19 protein-coding genes are annotated in these 21444 nt (G+C 60.2%); 15 read left to right on the top strand and 4 right to left on the bottom strand.

The annotated features are described in order from the left end of the window. Positions 1-4 precede the first annotated feature (4 nt). The 8 genes from HQL98_00760 to HQL98_00725 all read left to right on the top strand — a co-directional run bounded on the left by HQL98_00760 (position 5) and on the right by HQL98_00725 (position 9594). Positions 5-1405, top strand: a complete 1401-nt coding sequence (locus tag HQL98_00760) for a potassium transporter TrkH (GenBank protein ID MBF0270592.1) — start codon at positions 5-7, stop codon at positions 1403-1405. Between the two features lie 16 nt (positions 1406-1421). Beyond that, positions 1422-2120, top strand: a complete 699-nt coding sequence (locus HQL98_00755; protein MBF0270591.1) for a TrkA family potassium uptake protein — start codon at positions 1422-1424, stop codon at positions 2118-2120. 172 nt (positions 2121-2292) lie between these two features. Beyond that, the gene (locus tag HQL98_00750) at positions 2293-3174 is read left to right on the top strand and encodes a tetratricopeptide repeat protein (GenBank protein MBF0270590.1); all 882 of its coding nucleotides are present in this window, start codon (positions 2293-2295) and stop codon (positions 3172-3174) included. Positions 3175-3329: 155 nt separating this feature from the next. Continuing rightward, the gene (gene tatA, locus HQL98_00745; protein MBF0270589.1) at positions 3330-3560 is read left to right on the top strand and encodes a twin-arginine translocase TatA/TatE family subunit; all 231 of its coding nucleotides are present in this window, start codon (positions 3330-3332) and stop codon (positions 3558-3560) included. A gap of 27 nt (positions 3561-3587) precedes the next feature. Continuing rightward, positions 3588-3944 carry a twin-arginine translocase TatA/TatE family subunit gene (locus HQL98_00740; GenBank protein ID MBF0270588.1) on the top strand — a complete coding sequence of 119 codons (357 nt, stop codon included), beginning with the start codon at positions 3588-3590 and terminating at the stop codon, positions 3942-3944. After that, positions 3941-4705 carry a twin-arginine translocase subunit TatC gene (gene tatC, locus HQL98_00735; GenBank protein ID MBF0270587.1) on the top strand — a complete coding sequence of 255 codons (765 nt, stop codon included), beginning with the start codon at positions 3941-3943 and terminating at the stop codon, positions 4703-4705. Before HQL98_00740 ends, tatC begins: the two co-directional genes overlap by 4 nt. Next, a complete protein-coding gene (locus tag HQL98_00730) occupies positions 4702-6384 on the top strand; it encodes a ribonuclease J (protein ID MBF0270586.1) in 1683 nt (560 codons plus the stop codon). The genes tatC and HQL98_00730 overlap by 4 nt, the downstream gene beginning before the upstream one ends. A gap of 474 nt (positions 6385-6858) precedes the next feature. Next, on the top strand, positions 6859-9594 hold the full coding sequence (locus tag HQL98_00725) for a DNA translocase FtsK (protein ID MBF0270585.1): 2736 nt from the start codon (positions 6859-6861) through the stop codon (positions 9592-9594). 231 nt (positions 9595-9825) lie between these two features. Here the strand turns inward: HQL98_00725 and HQL98_00720 are convergent, their stop codons facing one another. Both HQL98_00720 and HQL98_00715 read right to left on the bottom strand, forming a co-directional pair. Further along, positions 9826-10680 (bottom strand): PilZ domain-containing protein, encoded by an 855-nt coding sequence (locus HQL98_00720; GenBank protein MBF0270584.1) that lies wholly within the window; start codon positions 10678-10680, stop codon positions 9826-9828. Between the two features lie 185 nt (positions 10681-10865). Continuing rightward, the gene (locus HQL98_00715) at positions 10866-11726 is read right to left on the bottom strand and encodes a hypothetical protein (GenBank protein MBF0270583.1); all 861 of its coding nucleotides are present in this window, start codon (positions 11724-11726) and stop codon (positions 10866-10868) included. A gap of 172 nt (positions 11727-11898) precedes the next feature. Here HQL98_00715 and ndk point away from each other — a divergent pair, with 172 nt between their 5' ends. The 7 genes from ndk to HQL98_00680 all read left to right on the top strand — a co-directional run bounded on the left by ndk (position 11899) and on the right by HQL98_00680 (position 16368). Then, positions 11899-12324: a nucleoside-diphosphate kinase gene (gene ndk / locus HQL98_00710; protein MBF0270582.1), complete on the top strand. Its 426-nt coding sequence runs from the start codon at positions 11899-11901 to the stop codon at positions 12322-12324. Positions 12325-12345: 21 nt separating this feature from the next. Further along, a complete protein-coding gene (gene rlmN, locus HQL98_00705) occupies positions 12346-13422 on the top strand; it encodes a 23S rRNA (adenine(2503)-C(2))-methyltransferase RlmN (protein MBF0270581.1) in 1077 nt (358 codons plus the stop codon). A 194-nt stretch (positions 13423-13616) separates the two neighbouring features. Next, entirely contained in the window at positions 13617-13865 is a 249-nt protein-coding gene (rpsP, locus tag HQL98_00700; protein ID MBF0270580.1) for a 30S ribosomal protein S16, read from the top strand. A 1-nt stretch (position 13866) separates the two neighbouring features. Next, complete coding sequence (gene rimM, locus HQL98_00695) at positions 13867-14469, top strand: 16S rRNA processing protein RimM (protein ID MBF0270579.1); 603 nt, start codon at positions 13867-13869, stop codon at positions 14467-14469. Between the two features lie 41 nt (positions 14470-14510). Then, the gene (trmD, locus tag HQL98_00690) at positions 14511-15332 is read left to right on the top strand and encodes a tRNA (guanosine(37)-N1)-methyltransferase TrmD (protein ID MBF0270578.1); all 822 of its coding nucleotides are present in this window, start codon (positions 14511-14513) and stop codon (positions 15330-15332) included. Beyond that, positions 15329-15676: a 50S ribosomal protein L19 gene (rplS, locus tag HQL98_00685; GenBank protein MBF0270577.1), complete on the top strand. Its 348-nt coding sequence runs from the start codon at positions 15329-15331 to the stop codon at positions 15674-15676. The genes trmD and rplS overlap by 4 nt, the downstream gene beginning before the upstream one ends. A 35-nt stretch (positions 15677-15711) precedes the next feature. Further along, positions 15712-16368, top strand: coding sequence for a ribonuclease HII (locus tag HQL98_00680; GenBank protein ID MBF0270576.1), 657 nt, complete (start codon positions 15712-15714; stop codon positions 16366-16368). Positions 16369-17055: 687 nt separating this feature from the next. On the opposite strand, the gene HQL98_00675 is transcribed toward HQL98_00680, so the two are convergent. Both HQL98_00675 and HQL98_00670 read right to left on the bottom strand, forming a co-directional pair. After that, positions 17056-18504, bottom strand: a complete 1449-nt coding sequence (locus tag HQL98_00675; GenBank protein ID MBF0270575.1) for a sigma-54-dependent Fis family transcriptional regulator — start codon at positions 18502-18504, stop codon at positions 17056-17058. Further along, entirely contained in the window at positions 18501-21272 is a 2772-nt protein-coding gene (locus HQL98_00670; protein ID MBF0270574.1) for a PAS domain S-box protein, read from the bottom strand. The genes HQL98_00675 and HQL98_00670 overlap by 4 nt, the downstream gene beginning before the upstream one ends. Between the last annotated feature and the right edge of the window lie 172 nt (positions 21273-21444).

Below are 21444 nucleotides of genomic sequence, written 5' to 3'. Positions count from 1 at the left end.
CCCCATGGATCGCGCCACTCCCACCCCGCCGGCCAACGCCTACACCACGGCCCGGCTTTTGTTGTGGTCGTTTCTGGGGACCATCCTTCTGGGAGCGGTGCTGCTCCATCTGCCCTTAAGCCGCCACAGTGAACCGGTGCTGGTTTCGTGGATCGACGCCCTGTTTACCGCCACCTCGGCGGTCTGCGTCACCGGATTGAGCGTGGTGGACACGGGCACCACCTTTTCCGCAACCGGACAAGGGGTGATTCTGTTGTTGATTCAGGTGGGCGGATTGGGCATTCTGACCTTTTCCACCTTTTTCATCACCCGGCTGCGCAGCAGACGCAGCGGGGTGGAAATCTCCCAACGCCTGCTGGTGGAAACTGCCCATGGCCAATTGGCCCAGATTCCGCCCCATCGTCTGCTGGGGATCATCCTGGTTTTCACCCTGGTGGCGGAACTGGTGGGCACTTTGATGTTATGGCAACGCTTCGCCCAGGACTTTCCCGGGGCCGAGGCGTTGTGGATGGCGGTGTTCCACGCGGTTTCCGCCTTCTGCAACGCCGGATTCGGTCTGCTGGAAGACAACCTGATGCGCTATCGGGGCGACTGGGGGGTCAATGGGGCGATCATGGGCCTGATCGTGCTGGGGGGATTGGGTTTCGTGGTGGTGGCGGATCTGCTGGGTCATCTCAAGACCCGGCTGGCGGGCACACCGCGCCGTCTTTCCCTCCACTCCCGACTGGTGTTGCGCACCTCGCTGTTATTGATCCTGCTGGGGTGTGGAACCATCCTGCTGGCGGAATGGGGCAACCCCCGGGCCATGGGAACCACGGCGGAAGCCAAACTCCTGGAAAGCCTGTTTCTTTCGGTCACCAGCCGCACCGCCGGGTTCAACACCGTGGCCATGGATCAACTCACCAACACCACCTTGTTGCTGGTGATCGTGTTGATGTTCATCGGCGGCTCCCCCGGATCCACCGCCGGCGGCATCAAAACCACCACCCTGGCGGTCTGTCACGCCCTGCTGCGCTCCCGCGCCCGCAACCGGCCCAAAGTCGAATGCCTGCAACGCAGCCTCTCCGACGAGACGGTATCGAGGGCGGTGTGGATCGTCACCGGTTATCTACTGGTGACGGCTTGCGGTTTTTTTCTGTTGCAACTGAGCGAAGGGGGCGGACGCTCCTTTCAAGAGACCACGGGCAATCCTTTTTTGGCCTATCTGTTTGAAACGGTTTCGGCCCTGGGAACCGTGGGGCTTTCCACCGGGTTGACCCCGTCGTTGAGCGCAGCCGGCAAAGGGGTGTTGATCGCACTGATGTTCATCGGTCGCCTGGGACCGCTGCTGGTGGCCACGGTCCTGCTCGGAGAGACCCGACAGGTGCGCTACTCCTATCCGGAAGAACCGGTCAACCTCGGTTGACCAGGAGGTCAACAACATGATCACGAAAAATTTTCTGGTGGTGGGACTGGGGACCTTCGGGCGGCAGGCGGCCCTGGCCCTGGCGGAAGGGGGCGCCGAAGTGTTGGCGGTGGACTGCTCCGAAGAGCGGGTCAACCGGGTGCGGGATCGGGTGAGCCGGGCGATCTGCTGCGATACCCTGGACGACGACGCCATGCACTCCATCGGCGCCTATGACGTGGATTGCGCCATCGTGGCCATCCGGCGTCATTTCGACATCACGGTGCTGGCCACCCACGCCCTGCACAAACACGGGGTGCCGCGGATTCTGGCCCAGGTGGATTCGGACAACGAAGCCGAAGCGATCCGGGCCTTGGGCTCCACGGAGGCGATCTTTCCCCAGCGGGACATGGCCTTGCGCATCGCCAACCGGCTGATGCACCCGGATTTGGCGGAACACATCCCCCTGGGCAACCACGCGGCCCTGATCGACATCCCCTGCCCGACGCCATTCGCCGGTCACACCCTGGGAGGTCTGGCGCTGCGCACCCGTCACGGAGTCAGCCTGATCGGCATTCGCCCGGCCCGGGATCACGGCTCCAGCCAACACCCCCGGGATCCGGTGCTGCTCAATCCGCCACCGGAAACCCGTCTGCGGGCCGAAGACCGTCTCTTGCTGCTGGGCAGCCTGGAGGAGTTGGAACGGATCCAGGCCATGTCCCCGGCGCCACGATGACACCATCAGGCACTGGGGAGACGGAACGGAAACTTGCCGGATCGGACGAAAAGGGGTAGTCTGCCCCTATCGCATCGAGAAAACCGGCTCCTCCATTTTTTTATACCAAGTAACGTCACCCCCGGACCGGTTTCCCCTTTCTCTATTTAGAAGACGCGCAAGAGACACACCCATGAGTTGGATCTGGATCCTTCCCGCCCTGTTGGTCACCGCGTTGGCCGGCGTGTTTTACCCCGTTTTTTCCCGGCGAGGGGGAGCTCCCTTGCCGGCGGGTCTGGAGGGGGATCCGGGACAGGAACTGACCGCCCAACGGGATGGGCTGCTGATGCAAATCAAGGAGATCGAGCTGGAAGGAGTCTCCGACCCCATGACCCGGCTCACCCGCGCCTCCCTGGAACAGGAGCTGGCGGAACTGCTGACCCGCCTGGACGCCCTGGCACCCAAACAACCCCTGCCCGCTTCCAGTCGGGGCGCCATCACCGCCCCCCCGACTTCCAGAAGTCCCCTGGACTTGGCCATGGCGATTGTGGCCATGCTGTGCATCAGTCTGATCGTCGGCGTAATGTATCTGCTGATGGGCACCCCCCGGGAGATCGCCCCGGCCAGCGGGCAGGCGCTCACCTCCCGGGAGATCGCCACCATGGTGGAACAGGCCGCCCAACGGCTCAAATCCACCCCCGACGACATTCCCGGCTGGATGCGTCTGGCCCGCTCCTACGTGGTGATGGACCGTCCGAACGACGCCATGACCGCCTATGCCCATATCCTCACCCGCCAGCCCGACTCGGCAGACGCCATCGTGGCCCTGGGTGAACTGGAACTGCAAAGCCCGGATCCGACCAAAAACCAGGGTGGCATCGACCGGTTGCAAGCCCTGCTGACCAAACATCCCGATCATCCCGAGGCCCTGTGGCTGCTGGGTGGCGCCGCCTTCAGGGTGGGGGACCGGAGCAAGGCTTTGGGCTATTGGAACCAACTCAAAACCCTGCTGCCTCCCGGTTCCCAGGCTCTGCAAACCGTGGAACAGGCCATCGCCCAGGCCGGCGCTCCGTAAGCGGCTGCAACCGTTGTGCGAGGAATCCTGGTGCCCGCTTCCCTGTTCGGGTATCATGAAAAGGATTCGCATGTGCGACACAATCATCAGCGTCAATCCATGCCGGATTCCGCGCCACATCATCTTCAACCATTCACACCAAGGAGTGCCTCTTCATGGGATTGGGAACTTCTCACTTATTGATCATCCTGGTGATCGTCCTGGTGGTTTTCGGGGCTGGCAAACTTCCTTCGGTGATGCGTGATCTGGGACAAGGGGTCAAAAGCTTCAAGGATGCCATGAGCGGCGACAAGGATCCCCCGGAAGATCCCAACAAACCCGAAGAAAAAATCGCCGCCGCCTCCACTCAGACCATCGAGGGCCAGGCCAAACGGGACGCCTCCTGAAAGCCGTATGCAACGGAGTGAAGCTCCATGTTTGGACTCAGCTGGTTTGAATTTTTCGTCATTCTGGTGGTTGCCCTGCTGGTCATCGGACCCGACAAACTGCCGGAGGTGGCCCGGGGTCTGGCCCGTGTGATCCGACAGTTCCAGCGGATCGTGAACGATGTCCGGGACAGCATCCACATGGAAGACCTGGAAGCCAAAATGCGGGAGAGTTCCCACTATACGCCTCCCCCACCACCGCCTCCGACCCTGCCCCAGTCGACTCCCGCCACCATGGCGCCCATCCGACCCGCCGACCCCCAACCGCCCGTCACCGGACAGACCGTCGCGCCTGCGGATCCCACACCTTCGACCCCCAACAAAAACGATCCGGCCCGCCCATGATGGGACCCAACGATACCGCCCCCCTTTTGTCGCATCTGACCGAACTGCGCAACCGCCTGATGATCTCGGTGTTGGCCATCATGGTCGGATTTCTGATCTGCTGGGGCTTTTCCGAAGAGATTTTCGCGTTTCTGATCCGTCCCTTGAAAGAACTCATGGGGCCGAACGACAAGATGATCTTCACGGGCCTGCACGAGGCGTTTTTCACCTATCTGAAGGTGTCGGCCTTCGCCGGATTCGTGCTGGCCTTGCCGGTGGTCCTCTCCCAGTTGTGGCTCTTTGTGGCTCCGGGACTGTACGAAACGGAAAAAAAATCGTTTCTGCCGTTTCTGCTGATGACCCCCGCCCTGTTCTTTCTGGGGGCATCCATGGCCTATGTGTTTGTTTTCCCCATGGCCTTCAAATATTTCCTAAGCTTCGCCACCCCGGATATCGCCGCCATGCCGTCGATTTCGGAGTATGTCAGCTTGATCATGCTGCTGATGCTCTCCTTCGGCTTGGTGTTTGAAATGCCCCTGGGGCTGCTGCTGATGATCAAAACCGGCGCGATCAGCACCCGGACGCTGGCCGACAAAAGACGCTACAACATCGTACTCTCCTTCGTGATCGCGGGCATCATCACGCCGCCGGATCCCATCTCCCAGATCATGCTGGCCGTACCCATGTGTCTGATGTATGAAATCGCGATCTTTCTGGGTCGCGGCATCGAACGCAAACGCGAACAAGAACGCTCACTCCCCACACAAGAGGCCGGAAAATGAACCGACAACCCCCCGCTCCCCTGGAGATCATGCCACTGGGGGGACTGGGTGAAATCGGCATGAACCTCATGGTCTATGGCTATGAGAACAAACTGCTTGTGGTCGATTGCGGCCTGACCTTTCCCTCCCCGGACACCCCGGGGGTGGATTTCATCATTCCCGACGCCCGCTTTCTGGTGGAAAACCGGGAACGGGTGGTGGGTATGGTCCTGACCCATGGCCACGAAGACCACATCGGCGCCATGCCCTACATCTGGCCCATCCTCCAGGTTCCGATCTACGGCACCGCCATGACCCTGGGCCTGCTGGAAGGCAAATTCCGCGAACACGGTCTGCTGGGTCAGGCCGACATGATCGAAACCAAACATCGGCAGCCGTTGCAGGTGGGGCCGTTCAACATCACCTTTGTCCACGTGACCCACTCCATCGTGGACTCCTCGGCGTTGGCCATCCGCACGCCTCTGGGCACCATTGTCCATACCGGTGACTTCAAGATCGATCACACCCCGGTCAACGATCTGCCCACCGATCTGTACACCTTCGCCCATCTGGGGGAAAAAGGGGTTCTGGCCCTGTTGTCGGACTCCACCAACATCAACCGCCCCGGGGCCACCATCTCGGAACAGACCGTCAGCGACGTGTTCACCAAACTGTTCCCGCGGGCCAAGGGACTGCTGGTGGTGGCCACCTTCTCGTCCAACATCCAGCGCATCCAGCAGGTCATGCACGCCGCGGCGGCGGTCAAGCGCAAGGTGCTGCTCAATGGCCGCTCCATGATCGCCAATGTCAACGTGGCCAGGGGACTCGGTTACATCGACATCCCGGACGACATCCTGATCGACATACGCAAACTCGACAACTATCCCCGGGATCAGGTGGTGGTGATCTCCACCGGCAGTCAGGGGGAACCCAACTCCTCCCTGGTGCGCATCGCCTCCGGAGAACATCAGGAAATCCAGATCCGTCCCGGTGACACGGTGATCCTCTCTTCCCGTTTCATTCCCGGCAACGAACGCACCATCTGGTCGCTGATCAACCTGCTGTTCAAGCGTGGCGCCGAGGTGATCCACGAAAAAATCCTGCCGGAAGTCCATGTCTCCGGACACGCCCCCCGGGAGGATCTGAAACTGATGCTGGCTTTGACCCGTCCCAAATTCTTCATTCCGATCCATGGGGAACGGCGTCATCTGCAAAACCATCGGGATCTGGCCCTGGGCCTGGGCATCCCGGAAACACACTCCCTGGTGCTGGAAAACGGCGACCGCGCTCTATTGAGCCGGGATTCCCTGCGTCTGGACGGCACCATTCCCTGTGGTCGTGTCTTTGTCGATGGCAAAGGCGTGGGAGATGTGGGAGATATCGTGCTGCGGGACCGGTTGCATCTGTCCGAGGACGGCATGGCCGTGGTGCTGCTGGTCATCTCCAAAGCCAGCGGCGAGGTACTCCAAAGACCCGAACTGCTCACCCGCGGCGTGGTCTACGAAGACGAAAACCTCGACCTCCTGGAAGAGGCCAAAGACGCGGTGGAAGCCGCCCTGGCCCTGGGTTCCAAAGGCATGGACTTCGCCGACGACGAAGTGGCGGGAGCCGCGGAAATCGCCCAGCGTGCCTTGCGTCGTTTTTTCAAAAAACGCCTTGGACGCCGGCCAGCGGTTTTCCCTCTCGTCATGGAGATGTGATCCATGACTCCCAAACGGCGCCATCCCTCCCCCCAAAAGGAACCGGAGCCTCGTCCCCAATACGGTCTGGTGATCGTGCGGGAGGCTTTGGGTGTGGTCCTGCTGTTTCTCGGGGCCTTCCTGCTGCTGACGCTGCTGTCCCACAATCCCGAAGACCCTTCGTTCAACTATGCCAGTGATAACGCGGCGGTCCACAACTTGGCGGGACGAACCGGCGCCCTGCTCTCCGATGCCTTGTATCAGGCCCTGGGCTATGGCGCCTTGTGGCCGGTGATCTTCCTGCTGGTGCCCGGTTATCGGCTGTTGCGGGCCAAGCCCGAAGAAGAGTTCTATCTGGACCGCCTCATCGCCTCCCCGGTGTTGGCCCTGGTCACCACCACCCTGATCTCCTTGTTGACCACCACCTCTCCGGGTCCCGACACCTTTCCCCCCACCGGACCGGGGGGAGTCCTGGGCACCTTGCTGTCGGAAGCCATGCGTCACGCCTTTGGCCTGTGGGGGGGAATTCTGCTGCTGGCACCCCTGGCCCTGCTGGCCCTGATGGTGCTGCTGCGGGTCTCTCTTTCCGCTATCGCCGATTCATTCCACAACGATGCCGGGGAGTTTCGTCTGCCCAAACCACCCCCTTTGCAGCAATCCAAAGAGGCGATTCTGCAATCCAGCGCCAACCACCTCTCCCGCAGCCTCGAAATCGGCAGCAAGGTGCTTCTGGCCTCCGCCGCCCTGCTGGCCATCGTGCCCGCCCTGCTGATCCGTTACCTGCCCCGGATCCGGGAGGCCATCGGCAAACTCGTCCCCCCGGGGAAAAAAACCGATCACCGGCCCCCCTCGGACCATTCCGACTCCCACGAAGTGCGTCTGGAACCGGTCATCGACGTGCCGGCTCCCCTGCCCCCCCGCCCACTGGGGAATGATGCACCGGTTCCACCCGCCTCCGAAACCAAAATGCCGGCGCCCCCCCCTTTTTCTCCGCCGCCGGAGGTCTCTCCACCCCTCGGATTCACCCCGAAGGCTGAACCGGTTGCACCAGTCACCCTCGAAACGTCCAAACCTGCCCAGGCCACCGCGCCATCGTTCCGGCAACCGGATGGCCTGTTTCACAAAAAAGACGAACCGGCTCCCGAACCAACCCGTTGGCAACCGGAGGAAAGCCCCTCCCCACCGGCCACAGCAACGTCCCCCATGCCGGATGCTGGAATGGGTCAGACAAACAAACCGGTTCATGATTCCTTCCTGACCAAGGCCCCGGAACCCGTGGAGAAAGAACCCTCCCGCTTCCAACTCCCATCCGTTGCCATCGAGGCCACGCCAGCAAAGGAGCCATCCCCCTTTCAGACTCCCCGGTTCACGGATGAGGCTCCCATGCCGGTGGAACTCGATCCGGATGACGCCTCCGATACCGCTCCCATGCCGGTGGAGCCGACTGAATCCATCTCCAGTCGTCCCCGGGCGGGGGTGATTTTTGGCGTGGGTCGGGCTGCCCCGGAGCCGCGGCACCCCCCCGCAGATCGGCCAGCCACCGACGCGCCCCCTGTCTTTTCCCAACCGCCCCGGCCGGCACCCGACTCCGTGTCCCCGGCGCCGAAACCCGGTTTGGAAGAAGAACCGGATCCGGATCTGGAGTTGGATGAAACCCTGGATCTGGACGAAGGCAACGACCCGGACGAAGAGTCCTATCTGCCGCCTCTGGAACACGACTCTTCCCCGCTGCCGCCCCTGTCGATTCTGGGGCTTCCCGAGGATACCGGCTATCTTGGCCCGGACCGGGAGGAGTTGCACACCACGGCCCGCCTGCTGGAACAGAAACTGGAGGATTTCAAGGTCAAGGGCCAGATCATCGACGCCCATCCCGGCCCGGTGATCACCACCTATGAGTTGGATCCGGCTCCGGGTCTGCGGGCCGCCAAGGTGATCGGACTGGCGGATGATCTGGCCCGCTCCATTTCGGCGGCTTCGGTGCGGGTGGTGGGCAACATTCCCGGCAAGAACGTCATCGGCATCGAAATCCCCAATCAGGTGCGTCGCACGGTCTATCTGCGGGAGATTCTCGACTCCGACACCTTCCGACAGGTCAAGAGTCCCCTGGCCATGGCCTTGGGCTCGGACATCAACGGTCGTCCGGTGGTGGGCAATCTGGGCAAGATGCCTCATCTGCTGGTGGCGGGGACCACGGGATCGGGCAAATCGGTGGCGGTGAACGCCATGATCTGCTCGGTGCTTTTCTCGGCCCGTCCCGAGGAGGTACGGTTCCTGATGGTGGATCCCAAAATGCTGGAACTATCCATCTACGAAGGCATTCCCCATCTGTTGGCCCCGGTGGTCACGGATGTCAACAAGGCGGCCACCCTGCTCAAGTGGGCGGTGGCGGAGATGGAGGAACGCTATCGTCTGATGTCGGAACTGGGGGTGCGCAATCTTTCGGGTTACAACCAGCGCATCCAGGAGTGCCTGATCGCCGGAGAAGAGCCGACCCGCCGGGTCAAGGTGGGCTTCGATCCCGAAACCGGAAGACCGGTGGAGCAGGAAGAGCCGATCCCCCTGGAGAAAAAACCCCTGATCGTCATCATCATCGACGAACTGGCGGATTTGATGATCCAGGTGGGCAAGGATGTGGAACCCGCCATTGCCCGTCTGGCCCAGATGGCCCGGGCTGCCGGCTTGCATTTGATCATTGCCACCCAGCGGCCATCGGTGGATGTGATCACCGGATTGATCAAGGCCAATTTCCCGACCCGATTGGCGTTTCAGGTCTCATCGAAAATCGATTCGCGCACCATTCTGGACTCCATGGGGGCGGATCGGCTGTTGGGCATGGGAGATGGATTGTTCCAACCTCCCGGCACCACCCATCTGCAACGGATCCATGCTCCGTTCGTGTCGGACAGCGAAGTCCACAAGTTGGTGAAATTTCTCAAATCCACCGGGCGACCGGAATACGATCACTCGATCCTGGAAAGCAGTCTGGGGGATGACGGGGATGACGGCCTGGGGGATCCCATGTCCGACGAATACGATCCGTTGTACGATCAGGCGGCTGCGGTGGTGATCCGGGCGGGCAAGGTGAGCACCAGCATGGTGCAACGTCATTTCAAGATCGGGTACAACCGCGCAGCGCGCATTGTGGAACGCATGGCCCTGGATGGTTTGATCTCCGAACCCAATCATGCCGGAAAACGGGAGGTTTTGGCCCCCAATTCCGGAGGACGCTGACACGAACAGAGCTGCGTTTTCCGGAAGATTACACCACCATCACGGGTCCAGGGGGATTATCCCCCTGGTGGGGTCCAGGGGCGAAGCCCTTGGTGGGGTTTGGGGCAACGCCCCAATCAAACATCCTCAAAAAGCTTGTTTGAAAATCGCTCGTTAAAGACAAAAGGAAAAAGGCAAAACCCTGGGAGAAGAATCTCCCAGACCCGCTCTTTTTTTCAATGGTTGTCTGGTCTAAACGCTGATCCGTTTGCGGCTCGGACGGCCCGCACCACTGCTGCTGCTGCCCTTGGTAATGGTCTCCACCGCCTCCACCAAACGATCCACCGACATGGCATCCGCCACCGACAACATCTTGAACTGCACCCCATAAAGCTGCCGGGAAACCTGCACATCCTTGGAATCCCGCGCCTTGGTCATGGAGGTGATGGTGCCGAACGTGATGATCGGCGTACCCATCAAAATCTCACCCCGAATGGAAAGCCCCACCTTGTCCCCACTTTCCAAAGGAATGGAAAGCGCATCACAGGTAAAAGACAAACCACCAGGAGAAATATCCACGATCCGAGCGGTAAAAGCCTCGGCACCACGTTTTTGCACCTGCACTTCCAGATTCATATCCTTTGGAATATCAACCCGATGCTGTTGACGCTTCGGGGAACTCTGAAAGGCCGGAGGCCAGGAAAGCTCTATCGCCTGCCCCGTCTCCACCCGCTGAACCTTGCGAAAGGTCACCACGGTACGAAACAATTCCAATCCCAAACAAAAACCGATCACCACCTTGGCGGACTTGCGAATACGCATGTTGCCTTCCGGCGGCTCCAAAGGGGTGATGAGAATCCACCGCTCATCCTGATCCGGACTGGAGGCACTCTCCCCGGGAGCCGACTGCACCTGGGCGGCATAACGGGAAAGCAACAGGTCGGCGGCCTGTTTTTTCAGACTTTCCACATCTTCGGAGAGGGTCAGAAGACGGGCTCCATACAATTTTTCCTCCCCATCGATCCGCACCTCCAGCAATACGCTCTCGCGAACGGCGCGATGCAGGATGTCCATCACACTCGCATGATTCTGTAACGCCTTTTCCATAACCGGTCACACTCCTTGCCAAACCGCCACAGGATAGATGGAGAAGCGTAAAACACATGTCTGTGCCCAAACGATCCCAATCCAATCAGGCTGCTCCCCGCGCCCCCTTCACATCACCCACCCGGTAATCATGGCGTCACCGACATGAAAACATTCCAGCCATCAACCGCCCATTGACAAACCCATTATTGATAACGCACCCCCTTTTTCGGATCCGCCGGAGGCGGCGGGGGGGTGACCGGGCCTTCCGGACCCAGGGCCGGGGGCAACGGTGGCGGATTGACCAGCTTGAAGTTCGCCGGAACCTGAAACAAGGCCCCATCCTGCGCCCCTTCACGAATGGCGGAAAACTCCATGGTGGCCTGTCGCCCCTCCCCCATGCGCACCGGCAGGCGCAAGGCCACATCGATCCATTGGAGATAACGGTTGCGCTGTTCTTTGAAACTGTGGCTGAATTCCCACTTTTCCGTATCCCGCCCATCGATCTTTTCGACGCCCAGGAGCTTGCGCTCCATGACAGGACCGTTCTCGGGTTGCTGACGCATCACGATACGCCGCTGGGAATCGACCCAGATCGAAACCACATGACTGGCTCCCTCTTTTCCGGAAGCCCTGATGGTCCACTTTTCAGTCTGGATGCCGTGAACCGTCTCGTCCCCTTCCCGGGTGCAAGACAATTGCGGATCGGTCTTGCACGGCCCCTTGGGATCATCCGGCATCCGTTCCACATCGGGCTTGGGGGGCATCAACGCCTCGCTCAGACCGTCATAATACTCTTTTTTGTCGGGAAACAGGGTGAACGCCTTGCGATCCGCCAGATTGACGATCAAAACCTTTTTGGTGCCCTGATAGATCCCCTCGGCCCGAAAACGATCCGGACCCACGAACAGCTTGCCCGCCGCCCGATCCTTGTCGTCCACCGGATTGATCATCAGGATGTCAGCCGCGAAGGGGGAGGTATACCACGTGGCGGCCCGGGATTGGGCCGGAGTCAGAAGAAAAAATGCCGCCAGCACGACCGTCAGGGAAAAACGAATCATGGACATCAACACCCCCCTTGTGGACAATGGGTCGAATCGAAGCTCATCCCGATCAATATATCTTGGCGGGAAGCCAAAAATCAAGCTATACACGATCCGGCATCCGGCCCCGAACCTCGCGTGTGCCCATGCCCAACCCCAAACGTCAGCAAACCCAAAACTCAAGGAGAGTACCGCCGTGGCCGTTCAACGCACCCTTTCGATGATCAAACCCGATGCTGTGGCCAAAAATGTCATCGGTGCCATTTATTCCCGTTTCGAGGCCGCCGGACTGCGGATCGTGGCATCCAAGATGCTCCATCTGACCCCGGCGGAAGCGGGTATTTTTTACGGCGTCCACAAGGGCAAGCCCTTCTATGACGATCTGGTGGCCTACATGAGTTCCGGACCGATCATGGCCCAGGTTCTCGAAGGGGAAGAAGCCATCGCCAAAAATCGTGAAGTCATGGGCGCCACCAATCCCGCCAAGGCCGCGCCGGGTACCATCCGTGCCGACTTCGCCGACAGCATCGAAGCCAACGCGGTCCACGGTTCCGACGCCCCGGAGACCGCTGCCCAGGAGATTGCCTTTTTCTTCAATCAAATGGAAATCTGTCCCCGCTGACATCAAGCCTTGTCCACCACCATGCCACTGCGTCTGACCGGCCTCACCCGCGGGGAGTTGACCGACCTGATGGTCCAATGGGGCGAAAAGCCCTATCGGGCACAGCAGGTCTGGTCCTGGGTGTTCGTGAAACTCGCCTCCTCGGTGGAGGAGATGAGCGATCTGTCCAAACCGTTCCGCGCCCGTCTGGCCGCCGCAATCGCGCCGCTGAGACCCCCAGCCATCTCCCACCGGGTCTCGGCGGATGGCACGGAAAAATGGGTTTTGGCCTGCGCAGACGGGGTGAACATGGAGACGGTGTTCATCCCGGAGACCAACCGGGGCACGGTCTGCATCTCCTCCCAGGCCGGATGCAGTCTGGCCTGCCCATTCTGTCGCACCGGCACCCTGCCCATGCGGCGCAACCTGACCGCCGCCGAAATCGTCGAACAGGTGACCTTCGTGCGCGGCACCCTGGCGGCACGGGGAATCCGGGTGACCAACGTGGTGCTGATGGGCATGGGAGAACCCCTGTACAACCTGGAGGCGGTCACCCGGGCGGTGAGCATCATCATGGATGGCAATGGCCTGGCCATCGGCTGTCGCAAGCTCACCCTCTCCACCTCCGGGGTGGTCAACCGCATGGAAGAGGCGGGGAAGAATCTCAACGTCAATCTGGCCATCTCCCTCCACAGCGTGCGGGACGCGGTGCGGGATCAACTGGTGCCCATCAACCGCAAGTTCAATCTGGCGGCGCTGAAACGGGCAGCACTGGCCTGGCCGCTGCGGGGTCGGGGTCGCATCACCTGGGAGTATGTGCTGCTCGACGGGGTCAACGACTCGGAACAAGACGCCCGGGAACTGGTGGCTTGGCTCAAGGGGATCCCCTCCAAGGTCAATCTGCTGGCTTTCAACCCCTGGCCCGGCGCCCCCTACGCCCCGTCGTCTCAAGAGACCATGCTGCGCTTCCAAGAGATCGTGGCCAATGCCGGACTGGTCACCATCATCCGCGACAGCCGAGGCGGCGATGTGGGGGCGGCCTGCGGTCAACTGGCGGGAGACGCGGATCTGGTGAATTCCCCCCTCGCGCAACTTGCGCCCGAGGAGAGTTCCGGGTAAAGTGCCCCCTTCCAAAAAGGCAACCACCCCGGATGGGAGATGACACGGCAGGGATTTCTTGCGACGTGGCGTAGCAATCGCTTGACTATTCGTGCGAATTGCATAGAATATGTTGTTTTTCGTTCCGGATGCCCCTCCATGAGGCAACGGTTACACTGACTCACTTTCAATAAAGACCAAAAGAGGCACAATCCATGGCGGTACGTATTCGCATGCAACGCAGAGGATCCAAAAAACGGCCCTTCTACGCAGTGGTCGCGGCCGACTCCCGGATGCCCCGGGATGGACGTTTCCTGGAAAAACTGGGTGTTTTCAATCCGCTCAAGGAGACCGACCGGGTTTCTCTGAACATGGAACGGATCAACCACTGGATCGGCGTCGGCGCCCTTCCCTCCGACACGGTGGGCCGTTTGATCAAACAGGTCCAAGAGGCCACGGCCTGACATGTCCAACGAGGCCACCCCCTGGGTGGTCCTCGGACGCCTCAAGGGGGCGTTCGGCGTGCGCGGCGAGATTCGGGTCGTGCCTGTATCTCATCCCATCGCCCGCATCCTTCCGGACCCTGGCCCGGAAGCGGACATGGATGGGGATTGGCTGACCCGGCAACCTCTGTGGTGGCTGGGATCACACAGCCCGCCGCAACACGAAGTCACTCTCCTGTCCGGTCGTCGCCATGGGGATGAACTTCTGGTGCGTCTCCAGGGACTCGAAAATCGGGAACAGATCCAGGGGTTGGCCGGTTTGAAGGTGTGGCTGCCCGAATCATCCCTGCCGAACCTGGGGGCCAATCGTCACTACTGGTTCCGCCTGATCGGTATGCGTGTCCTGGTCGCTCCGGACGAAACGGTTTCCCCGGAAAACGCGCCTCCGGATACGACCTGGGAGATGGGGGTGGTGGACAGCCTGATGGCCACAGGATCCAACGATGTGCTGGTGGTACGGGAACCCTCCGGAGAAGATCGCCTGCTCCCTTTCATCCAGGATACCATCCTGCGGGTGAACGAGCCGGAAAAAACAATCCTGGTCCGACTGATGCCCGGTTTGTAACCGAACACACCCGGCGGGCATAACGAGGAATCAACACACGTATGCGCTTTTCGATTCTGACCCTATTCCCCGAAATGTTTTCCCCCATCCTGGAGTGTTCCATCCTGGGACGGGCGATCAAACGGGGAGTGATCGAATCGCGATTGGTGCAACTCCGGGATTTCGCTCTGGACAAACATCAACGGGTGGATGACGCCCCCTTTGGCGGCGGTCCGGGCATGGTCTTGAAACCCGATGTGCTGGACCGGGCCGTGGAACAGGTCCGAAACCAACAACCGGGTCGGGTGATCTGGCTGTCACCCCAGGGCAAAACCTTCTCCCAGGAGGATGCCCGTCGCTTGGCCACACTGCCCCACCTGATTTTGGTGTGTGGTCATTACGAAGGGGTGGATGAACGGTGGGTGCAACACGGTGCGGACGAGGAACTCTCTTTGGGAGACTTCGTACTCACCGGCGGGGAACTGCCCGCCATGGTCATGGTGGATGCCGTGGCCCGACTGCTCCCCGGCGTACTGGGAGACGACGAAAGCGCGATTGCGGAGTCCTTCGGCGAGGGGTTGTTCGATCACCCCCACTACACAAGACCCGCAATCTGGCAACCGCTTCGTGGCAGTGAAGCACAACCGGTTCCGGCCACGCTGCTTTCGGGCAATCACGGGGCCGTGGCAGCATGGCGGCGACGCCAATCCATGCTGCGCACCCTGATCCGACGCCCGGAGCTTTTGCAACGCATCTCCTGGAGTCGTCAGGAACGCCGGGTGATCGAAGAGTTGGCCAAGGATCTGGAGGCCATGGAACACAACGGGGACCCCCGCACGAACGGGGATTTCTTGGAATCGCTTGATGGGAAAAAGGAATTATGAACGAATTACAGTTGTTTGAACAGTCTCAGATCAAGTCCGAGCCCCCCAAGTTCGGGGCCGGGGATACCCTGCGGGTCCATGTTCGGGTCATCGAAGGCACCCGGGAACGCATCCAGATGTTTGAAGGGGTATGCATCGCCTGCCGCAACGCCGGCAATCGTTCCACCTTCACGGTGCGCAAAGTCTCCTTCGGCGAAGGCGTCGAGCGTCTCTTCCCGCTCTACTCCCCCAAACTGGAAAAGATCGAAGTGCTGCGCAAAGGTGATGTGCGCCGCGCCAAGCTCTATTATCTCCGTGATCGTACCGGCAAGGGCGCACGTATCCGGGAGAAACGGGACTGGTAGCCAGATCCCGCGCCGGAAGCCTTCCCGGCCTCACCCTGGAAAAAGAACAGATCGCGGCCGGTTTCTCCACCATCTGTGGCGTGGACGAAGTCGGTCGCGGTCCGTTGTGCGGACCTGTGGTGGCTGCCGCGGTGATTTTGCCTCCGGGGGACTCCCTGCCCGCCTCTCTCATCGGGCTGGACGACTCCAAGCGTCTCTCCCCGTCCCAACGGGCCTCCCTGGCCTCAAGCATTCAGCGTGACGCCCTGGCCACCGGCATCGCCTTGGCCGATCCCGACGAAATCGACCGCATCAACATACGACAGGCGACCCTGCTGGCCATGTCCCGGGCCATCACGGCGCTACGCGCCACCCGGCAGGCTTCTTCCCCATCCGCCCCCCGGACCGAATGGATCCGACCCGATTTCATCCTCATCGACGGACGGGATCTGCCCGACGCGCTCCCGTGTCCCGCCAAAGCCGTGATCAAAGGGGATCAACTCTCCGCCTCCATCGCCGCCGCCTCGATCCTCGCCAAAACCCATCGGGATGCCCTCATGGCCCAATGGGCCATCCGCCATCCCGGTTACGGCTGGGAACGCAACGCCGGATATCCCACAGCCGAACATCTCCGGGCCATGGAAACCCTGGGCGTCACGCCCATCCACCGCAAAAGCTACGCGCCTGTCGCACGACTGATCCACGGAAATTGAGAAGAATTCAAGACCAAGGGCCGACGTCCGGGGGAGGGTGGTGTCGAGCCCTTGGCCTGAGACGCGGCAAAGCCTACGTCCCATCTCGGTTGAGCGAAGAAACCCAATCAAAAAATGACCAGGGGTCCGACTTGAGGGGGGGGGAGGTCGGACCCCTGGCGGGAGACGTGGTTTGATCCACATCCCTGTCCCGGCTATGATAAAGAACCAAGGGTCGGCTTGAGGGGGGGGGAGGCCGGACCCTTGGTCAGGGACGCAAGCGTCCCGTCTCGAAAATCACTGAAAGATAAAAAATCAAGGGTTGGATGGGGGGGAGGGTATCCAACCCTTGATCCGGTCATGTGACAACATGACCAGTACTACCAAACGACCACAACTTTGATGTTGCACGACTCACATCACCTGACATCCGTATCTCGTGCTCTCGTCCGTGTTCGTTTTATATATATCAAGATGCGCGCCAACTCTGAAATTAACAAAAAATATTTCAAAATCAAATACATAAAAAGACACCTCCCGCATACCGCAATGCAAGGAGGTGCAAAATTTTAAACGTCGAATCAGGTGAATCCGGAACAATGCCGCAGCGCAATAAAGCGAAGTGGATATTTATCAACCTAATAAAAGGGGGTGGAGATTTTTTTTACATCCCGGGGCCGGGCGAAAAAAAATCACCTATCACCAAGGTTAGGGGGTCCCGTTTAATCCAGGGGGGGAAGAGGCGCTTTTCTTCAACTGCTGCAAACGGTAATTGAGGGTCTGACGGGAGACTCCCAACAAGGTCGCCGCCAGACTCTTGTTGCCCTGGGCCCGTTCCAACGCCTCTTCCAGCAACAGGATTTCCGCCTCCCGCAAGGTGGGCAGCTTGCCGCTCAAGCGCTTGAAAGGATTTTCCAGCAAATCCACGGACAGGGTGTCTTCGGAAGCGCCATTGCTCAAGACGCTCTCCCGGAACCGCTCCAAAGAGAGCACTCCGGAGTGATGGCGGGCCACGGCGTCGAAGACGATCGCACGCAACTCCCGCACATTGCCCGGAAAGTCGTAAGTGTTGAGCAGATGAAACAGTTCCGGTGGCGGAATCGGGGGGGACTTGCCCATGGCCTGGGCCGCCTCTTCGATGAAGTGGGTGGTCAAGAGGGGCAGATCCTCCTTGCGCTCCTTGAGGGGTGGAATGCGCACCTGGTGGGAGGAGAGCCGAAAATACAGATCGGAACGGAAGGTCTTTTCGACCATCATGAATTTCAGATCCCGGTTGGTGGCGCAAATGATGCGGGCATCGGTTTTCATGTAGCCGTCGGAGCCGAGGGGGTAGTACTTGCGCTCCTGCAACAGACGCAACAACTTGACCTGGGACGACTCCTTGAGATCCCCGATCTCGTCCAGAAACAGGGACCCTCCGGCGGCGGCGGCGATCATGCCCTCCCGGTTGTCGTTGGCGCCGGTGAAGGCCCCCTTGCGATGGCCGAACAGGGTATCGGAAAACATGTTGTCATCCAATCCCGCCACATTCAGGGCCACCAGCGGCCCACTGCGATGGCTCACCTGATGGATCGCCTGGGCCAGCAACTCCTTGCCCACGCCGGTCTCGCCGATGATCAAAACCGGCTCGGAGGACGGGGCAATGGCCTCGACATACTGAAACACCGCCCGCATCTTGCGGCTGTGGGTGATGATGGCGGAAAAGGCTTCCGCGTGTTGCAAGGAGTCTTCGAGGAGATACTGCTTGAGGGTGCCCAACTCCCGACGCAACGAGCGCACCTCCATGGCCCGCTTGACGCAGGAGATGAACCGGCTGTTTTCCGTGGGTTTGACCAGATAGTCGAAAGCGCCATCCTTCATGCACTGGACCGCGATGTTGACCTCCTGGTTGGCGGACATGACAATCACCGGGATCTCCGGAAACCGCTCCTTGATCCGGGGCAGCAACTCGGTGCCCGGCGTGAAGGGCATCACCAGATCCAATACCACCACCGCCGCGCCATTCTCCTCCAGAAACGCCATCAGGGTGCGTCCATCGGTCATGGTGACCACCGGAGAGACATCGGCGGTCCTCAGGAGGATCTTCGAGCTGAACAGCACAGCCTCCTCGTCATCCACCAGCACAATGGGGAGACTTTTTTTGATCGGCTCGGTCATGTTGGATCTCCGCGCAAGGATTCGACATCGAGGGGCAGACGCACGGTCACGGTGGTGCCCCGATCCAGTTCGGACTCGAAAGACAAAACGCCCGCATGGTTTTCGATGATGGTTTTGGTGATGGACAAACCCAGACCCATACCCCCGGCCTCGGTCTTGGTGGAAAAGAATGGATCGGTCAATTTGTTCAGATGTTCCGGGGCGATGCCGCAGCCTTGATCGTGGAACATCACTTTGAGATGGGTCTGATCGGGTTCCGGGATCACGGAGATATCCACCCGCTGGCACCGGTTTTCCAGGGCGTGCAAGGCATTTTGCAAAATATTGATAAAGGCCTGTTCCAACTGCTGGGCATTGCCCCGCACCATGAGAGGCGCCGGCGCCGGATTGAAGTGGCAATGATCGGTGGCTTCCCGGATCTGGTTTTGCAGGATCATGAGGGCGGAACGCAGTGGATCCTGTATATTGATTTTCTGGGTCAGGATGCCTTTGTCGTGACGGGCCATGTGTTTGAGTCCGGCGATGATGGCCTGGATGCGTTGGGAACTCATGCGGATGCCGTCGAGCAGACGCGGGACCACCTCCATGGCCTCGTCGCACGGCATGCCACCCAGATAAAACGCCCCGGACGCCTCGTGGGCATGGAGCAGAATGGGACGGGCGTCCTCCCAGAGCGCCGAGAGAATCGGCACATTGAACTGGATGGCATTGTTGGGATTGTTGATCTCGTGGGCCACACTGGCGGACAGCACCCCCAGGGAGGCCAGACGGGCATTGCGCAGATTCTGGGCCTGAAGGGTATGTTTTTCGGTGACATCCTGACAGACGGCCAACACCTCGGAGACCTTGCCGTCGTGGAAAATCGGGGCCAACCGGGCCTCCCACCAAGCGGATTCGCTGTCCGTGAAGGGAAACTCCACCGCCTGACCGGTCTGAAACACCTCGGCGATCCGTTCCCGCAGATAAGGCAGTCGCACCCGGGGGAAAAAGTCGAGGGGATGTTGGGAGCCGGTCCGGTTGGTGAACTGGACCGATCCTTCCCGATCCAGGGTCATGAGGCAGTCCGGGGAGTGGTGAAACAGGGTCAGCAGTTTCTCTTCGGAGATTTGCATGGCCCGTTGCGCCCGACGCCGCTCCTCCGCCTCGCGAAACTTGAGAATGCCGAACGCCAGATTGTTGGCGAGATTTTCCAGCAGTTGGATCTCCTCGGGATCGAAGGCGTCCGACGCACTGCTGTAGATGTTGAGGGTTCCCAGGGGCAACAGATCATCCACAGGCAAAGGCAAGGCCAAAGAGGAGACGTAACCCCGCCGTGTGGCCTCCTGACGCCAGGGAGCGAAATTGGGATCCGACCGGATCTCCCGGGCCAGAATCGGTTTGCCGGTCCGAAACGCCGTACCGGTGGGACCCCGTCCTTTTTCCGCGTCGTCCCAGGAGATGTCCAGGTTGTCCAGATAACCATCGTCGAAACCGTACTGGGCCGCGGGCAGAATCCGACCGTCGGCGGTGGCGAATCCCACCCAGGCCATGCGATAGCCCCCCTCCTCCACGATCAAACGACAGATCCGTTTCAGGAGTTCTTGTTCCGAGGTGGCCTTGATCATGGTTTCGTTGCCATGGCTCAAGGTCAACAGGGTACGATTGGCCCGACGGATCACCCGTTCCGCCTGTTTGCGGGGACGTATATCCCGAGCGAAATTGCAATGAATCTGATGGCCTTCCATCTCCAGCAGAGTGGTTTGCACCTCCAGATGGAGAATGACGCCACTCTTGGTACGCACCACGGTTTCCATGCAGCGGATGCGGGCCATTTCCAGGTCCCGTCGGTGTTCATCCCATTGTGCCGCCGACCAGTCGTCGTGAATCTGGGCAATGTTCATGGCGAGCAGTTCGGCTCGGGAATACTCCATGGCTTTGCACATCGCCTCGTTGACATAGATGAACCGGCCATTGGGTTCCACCCAGCAGATCATGTCGGCGGCCTGATCGACGCTGAACTGGGTCCGTTTCAGCAGCCGATCGGTCTCCTTGTGAACCTGCAAGGCATTGTCAAACAGGGCCAAAGCCTGATTGATGAACGCAGCCAGCAGACCCAGTTCATCCCCCGCGTGTCCGGGAGGCACGGTGATGGGCTGACGGGCAGGTTGGGCGGGATCCACGCTGGCCAACTGGCGTCCGAGGCTCAAAATGGGGCCGGTGAGCAGACGGTGAAAAATGAAGGTCAGGATTGTGGCCAGCAAAATGGCCTGAATCAGGCTTCCCAACAACGTAAAGCCCGCACGCATCAAAAAATCCCGGGCACTCGCGGAGGCGTCCACGCCAATGGTCAGATCGCCGGCTGGCTGGTCATTGAAGATCAAAGGTAAGGTGACGGTGAAATCCTCATCCAACAATCCGGAAGCCATCCAACGCAACAGACCGGTCATGGGACGGGGACGAATTTTCTGCAAAAACGACAGCCCACCGGAGGTGTGCAAATGGGCCTGATGGACCCCCTGGCAATGAAACAGACCCGCCAGCACTTTTTCTGCCTGCACCGAATCCTGATGATGGGTGGCCTGGGCCGCCGAATCACGGATGATCTCCATCATCTGGGCAATGTTGGCGCGGATACGTTGCCGTTCCTTGAACAGATCCACCGCCACCTGCCCCAGGCCGAGCAAGAGTCCCACACACAATCCGACGAGTACGGCTGTCCGGGCCTGACGGTAAGAGAGACGCTGACGAACGGGCAAACGAACGGATGGCACGGCGATGTGTTGATTCATGCATGATCTCCCCTTAAGCCGGGATCATAGCAAAAAATCCCGCTCAAGGAAACCGGGCGTCATGAATCCCCACCGAAATCCAGGCTCCTCACCCCTGCTCTTCCCCGCCTTCCAACCGAATTTTTCTGCGACTCTTTCACCATGCGCGCAGGGTCCACCCCTCTCCAGGCAA

Source organism: Magnetococcales bacterium (genome assembly GCA_015231755.1).
GTDB lineage: Bacteria > Pseudomonadota > Magnetococcia > Magnetococcales > Magnetaquicoccaceae > Magnetaquiglobus.
This window is presented reverse-complemented; position numbering and strand designations above follow the sequence as displayed.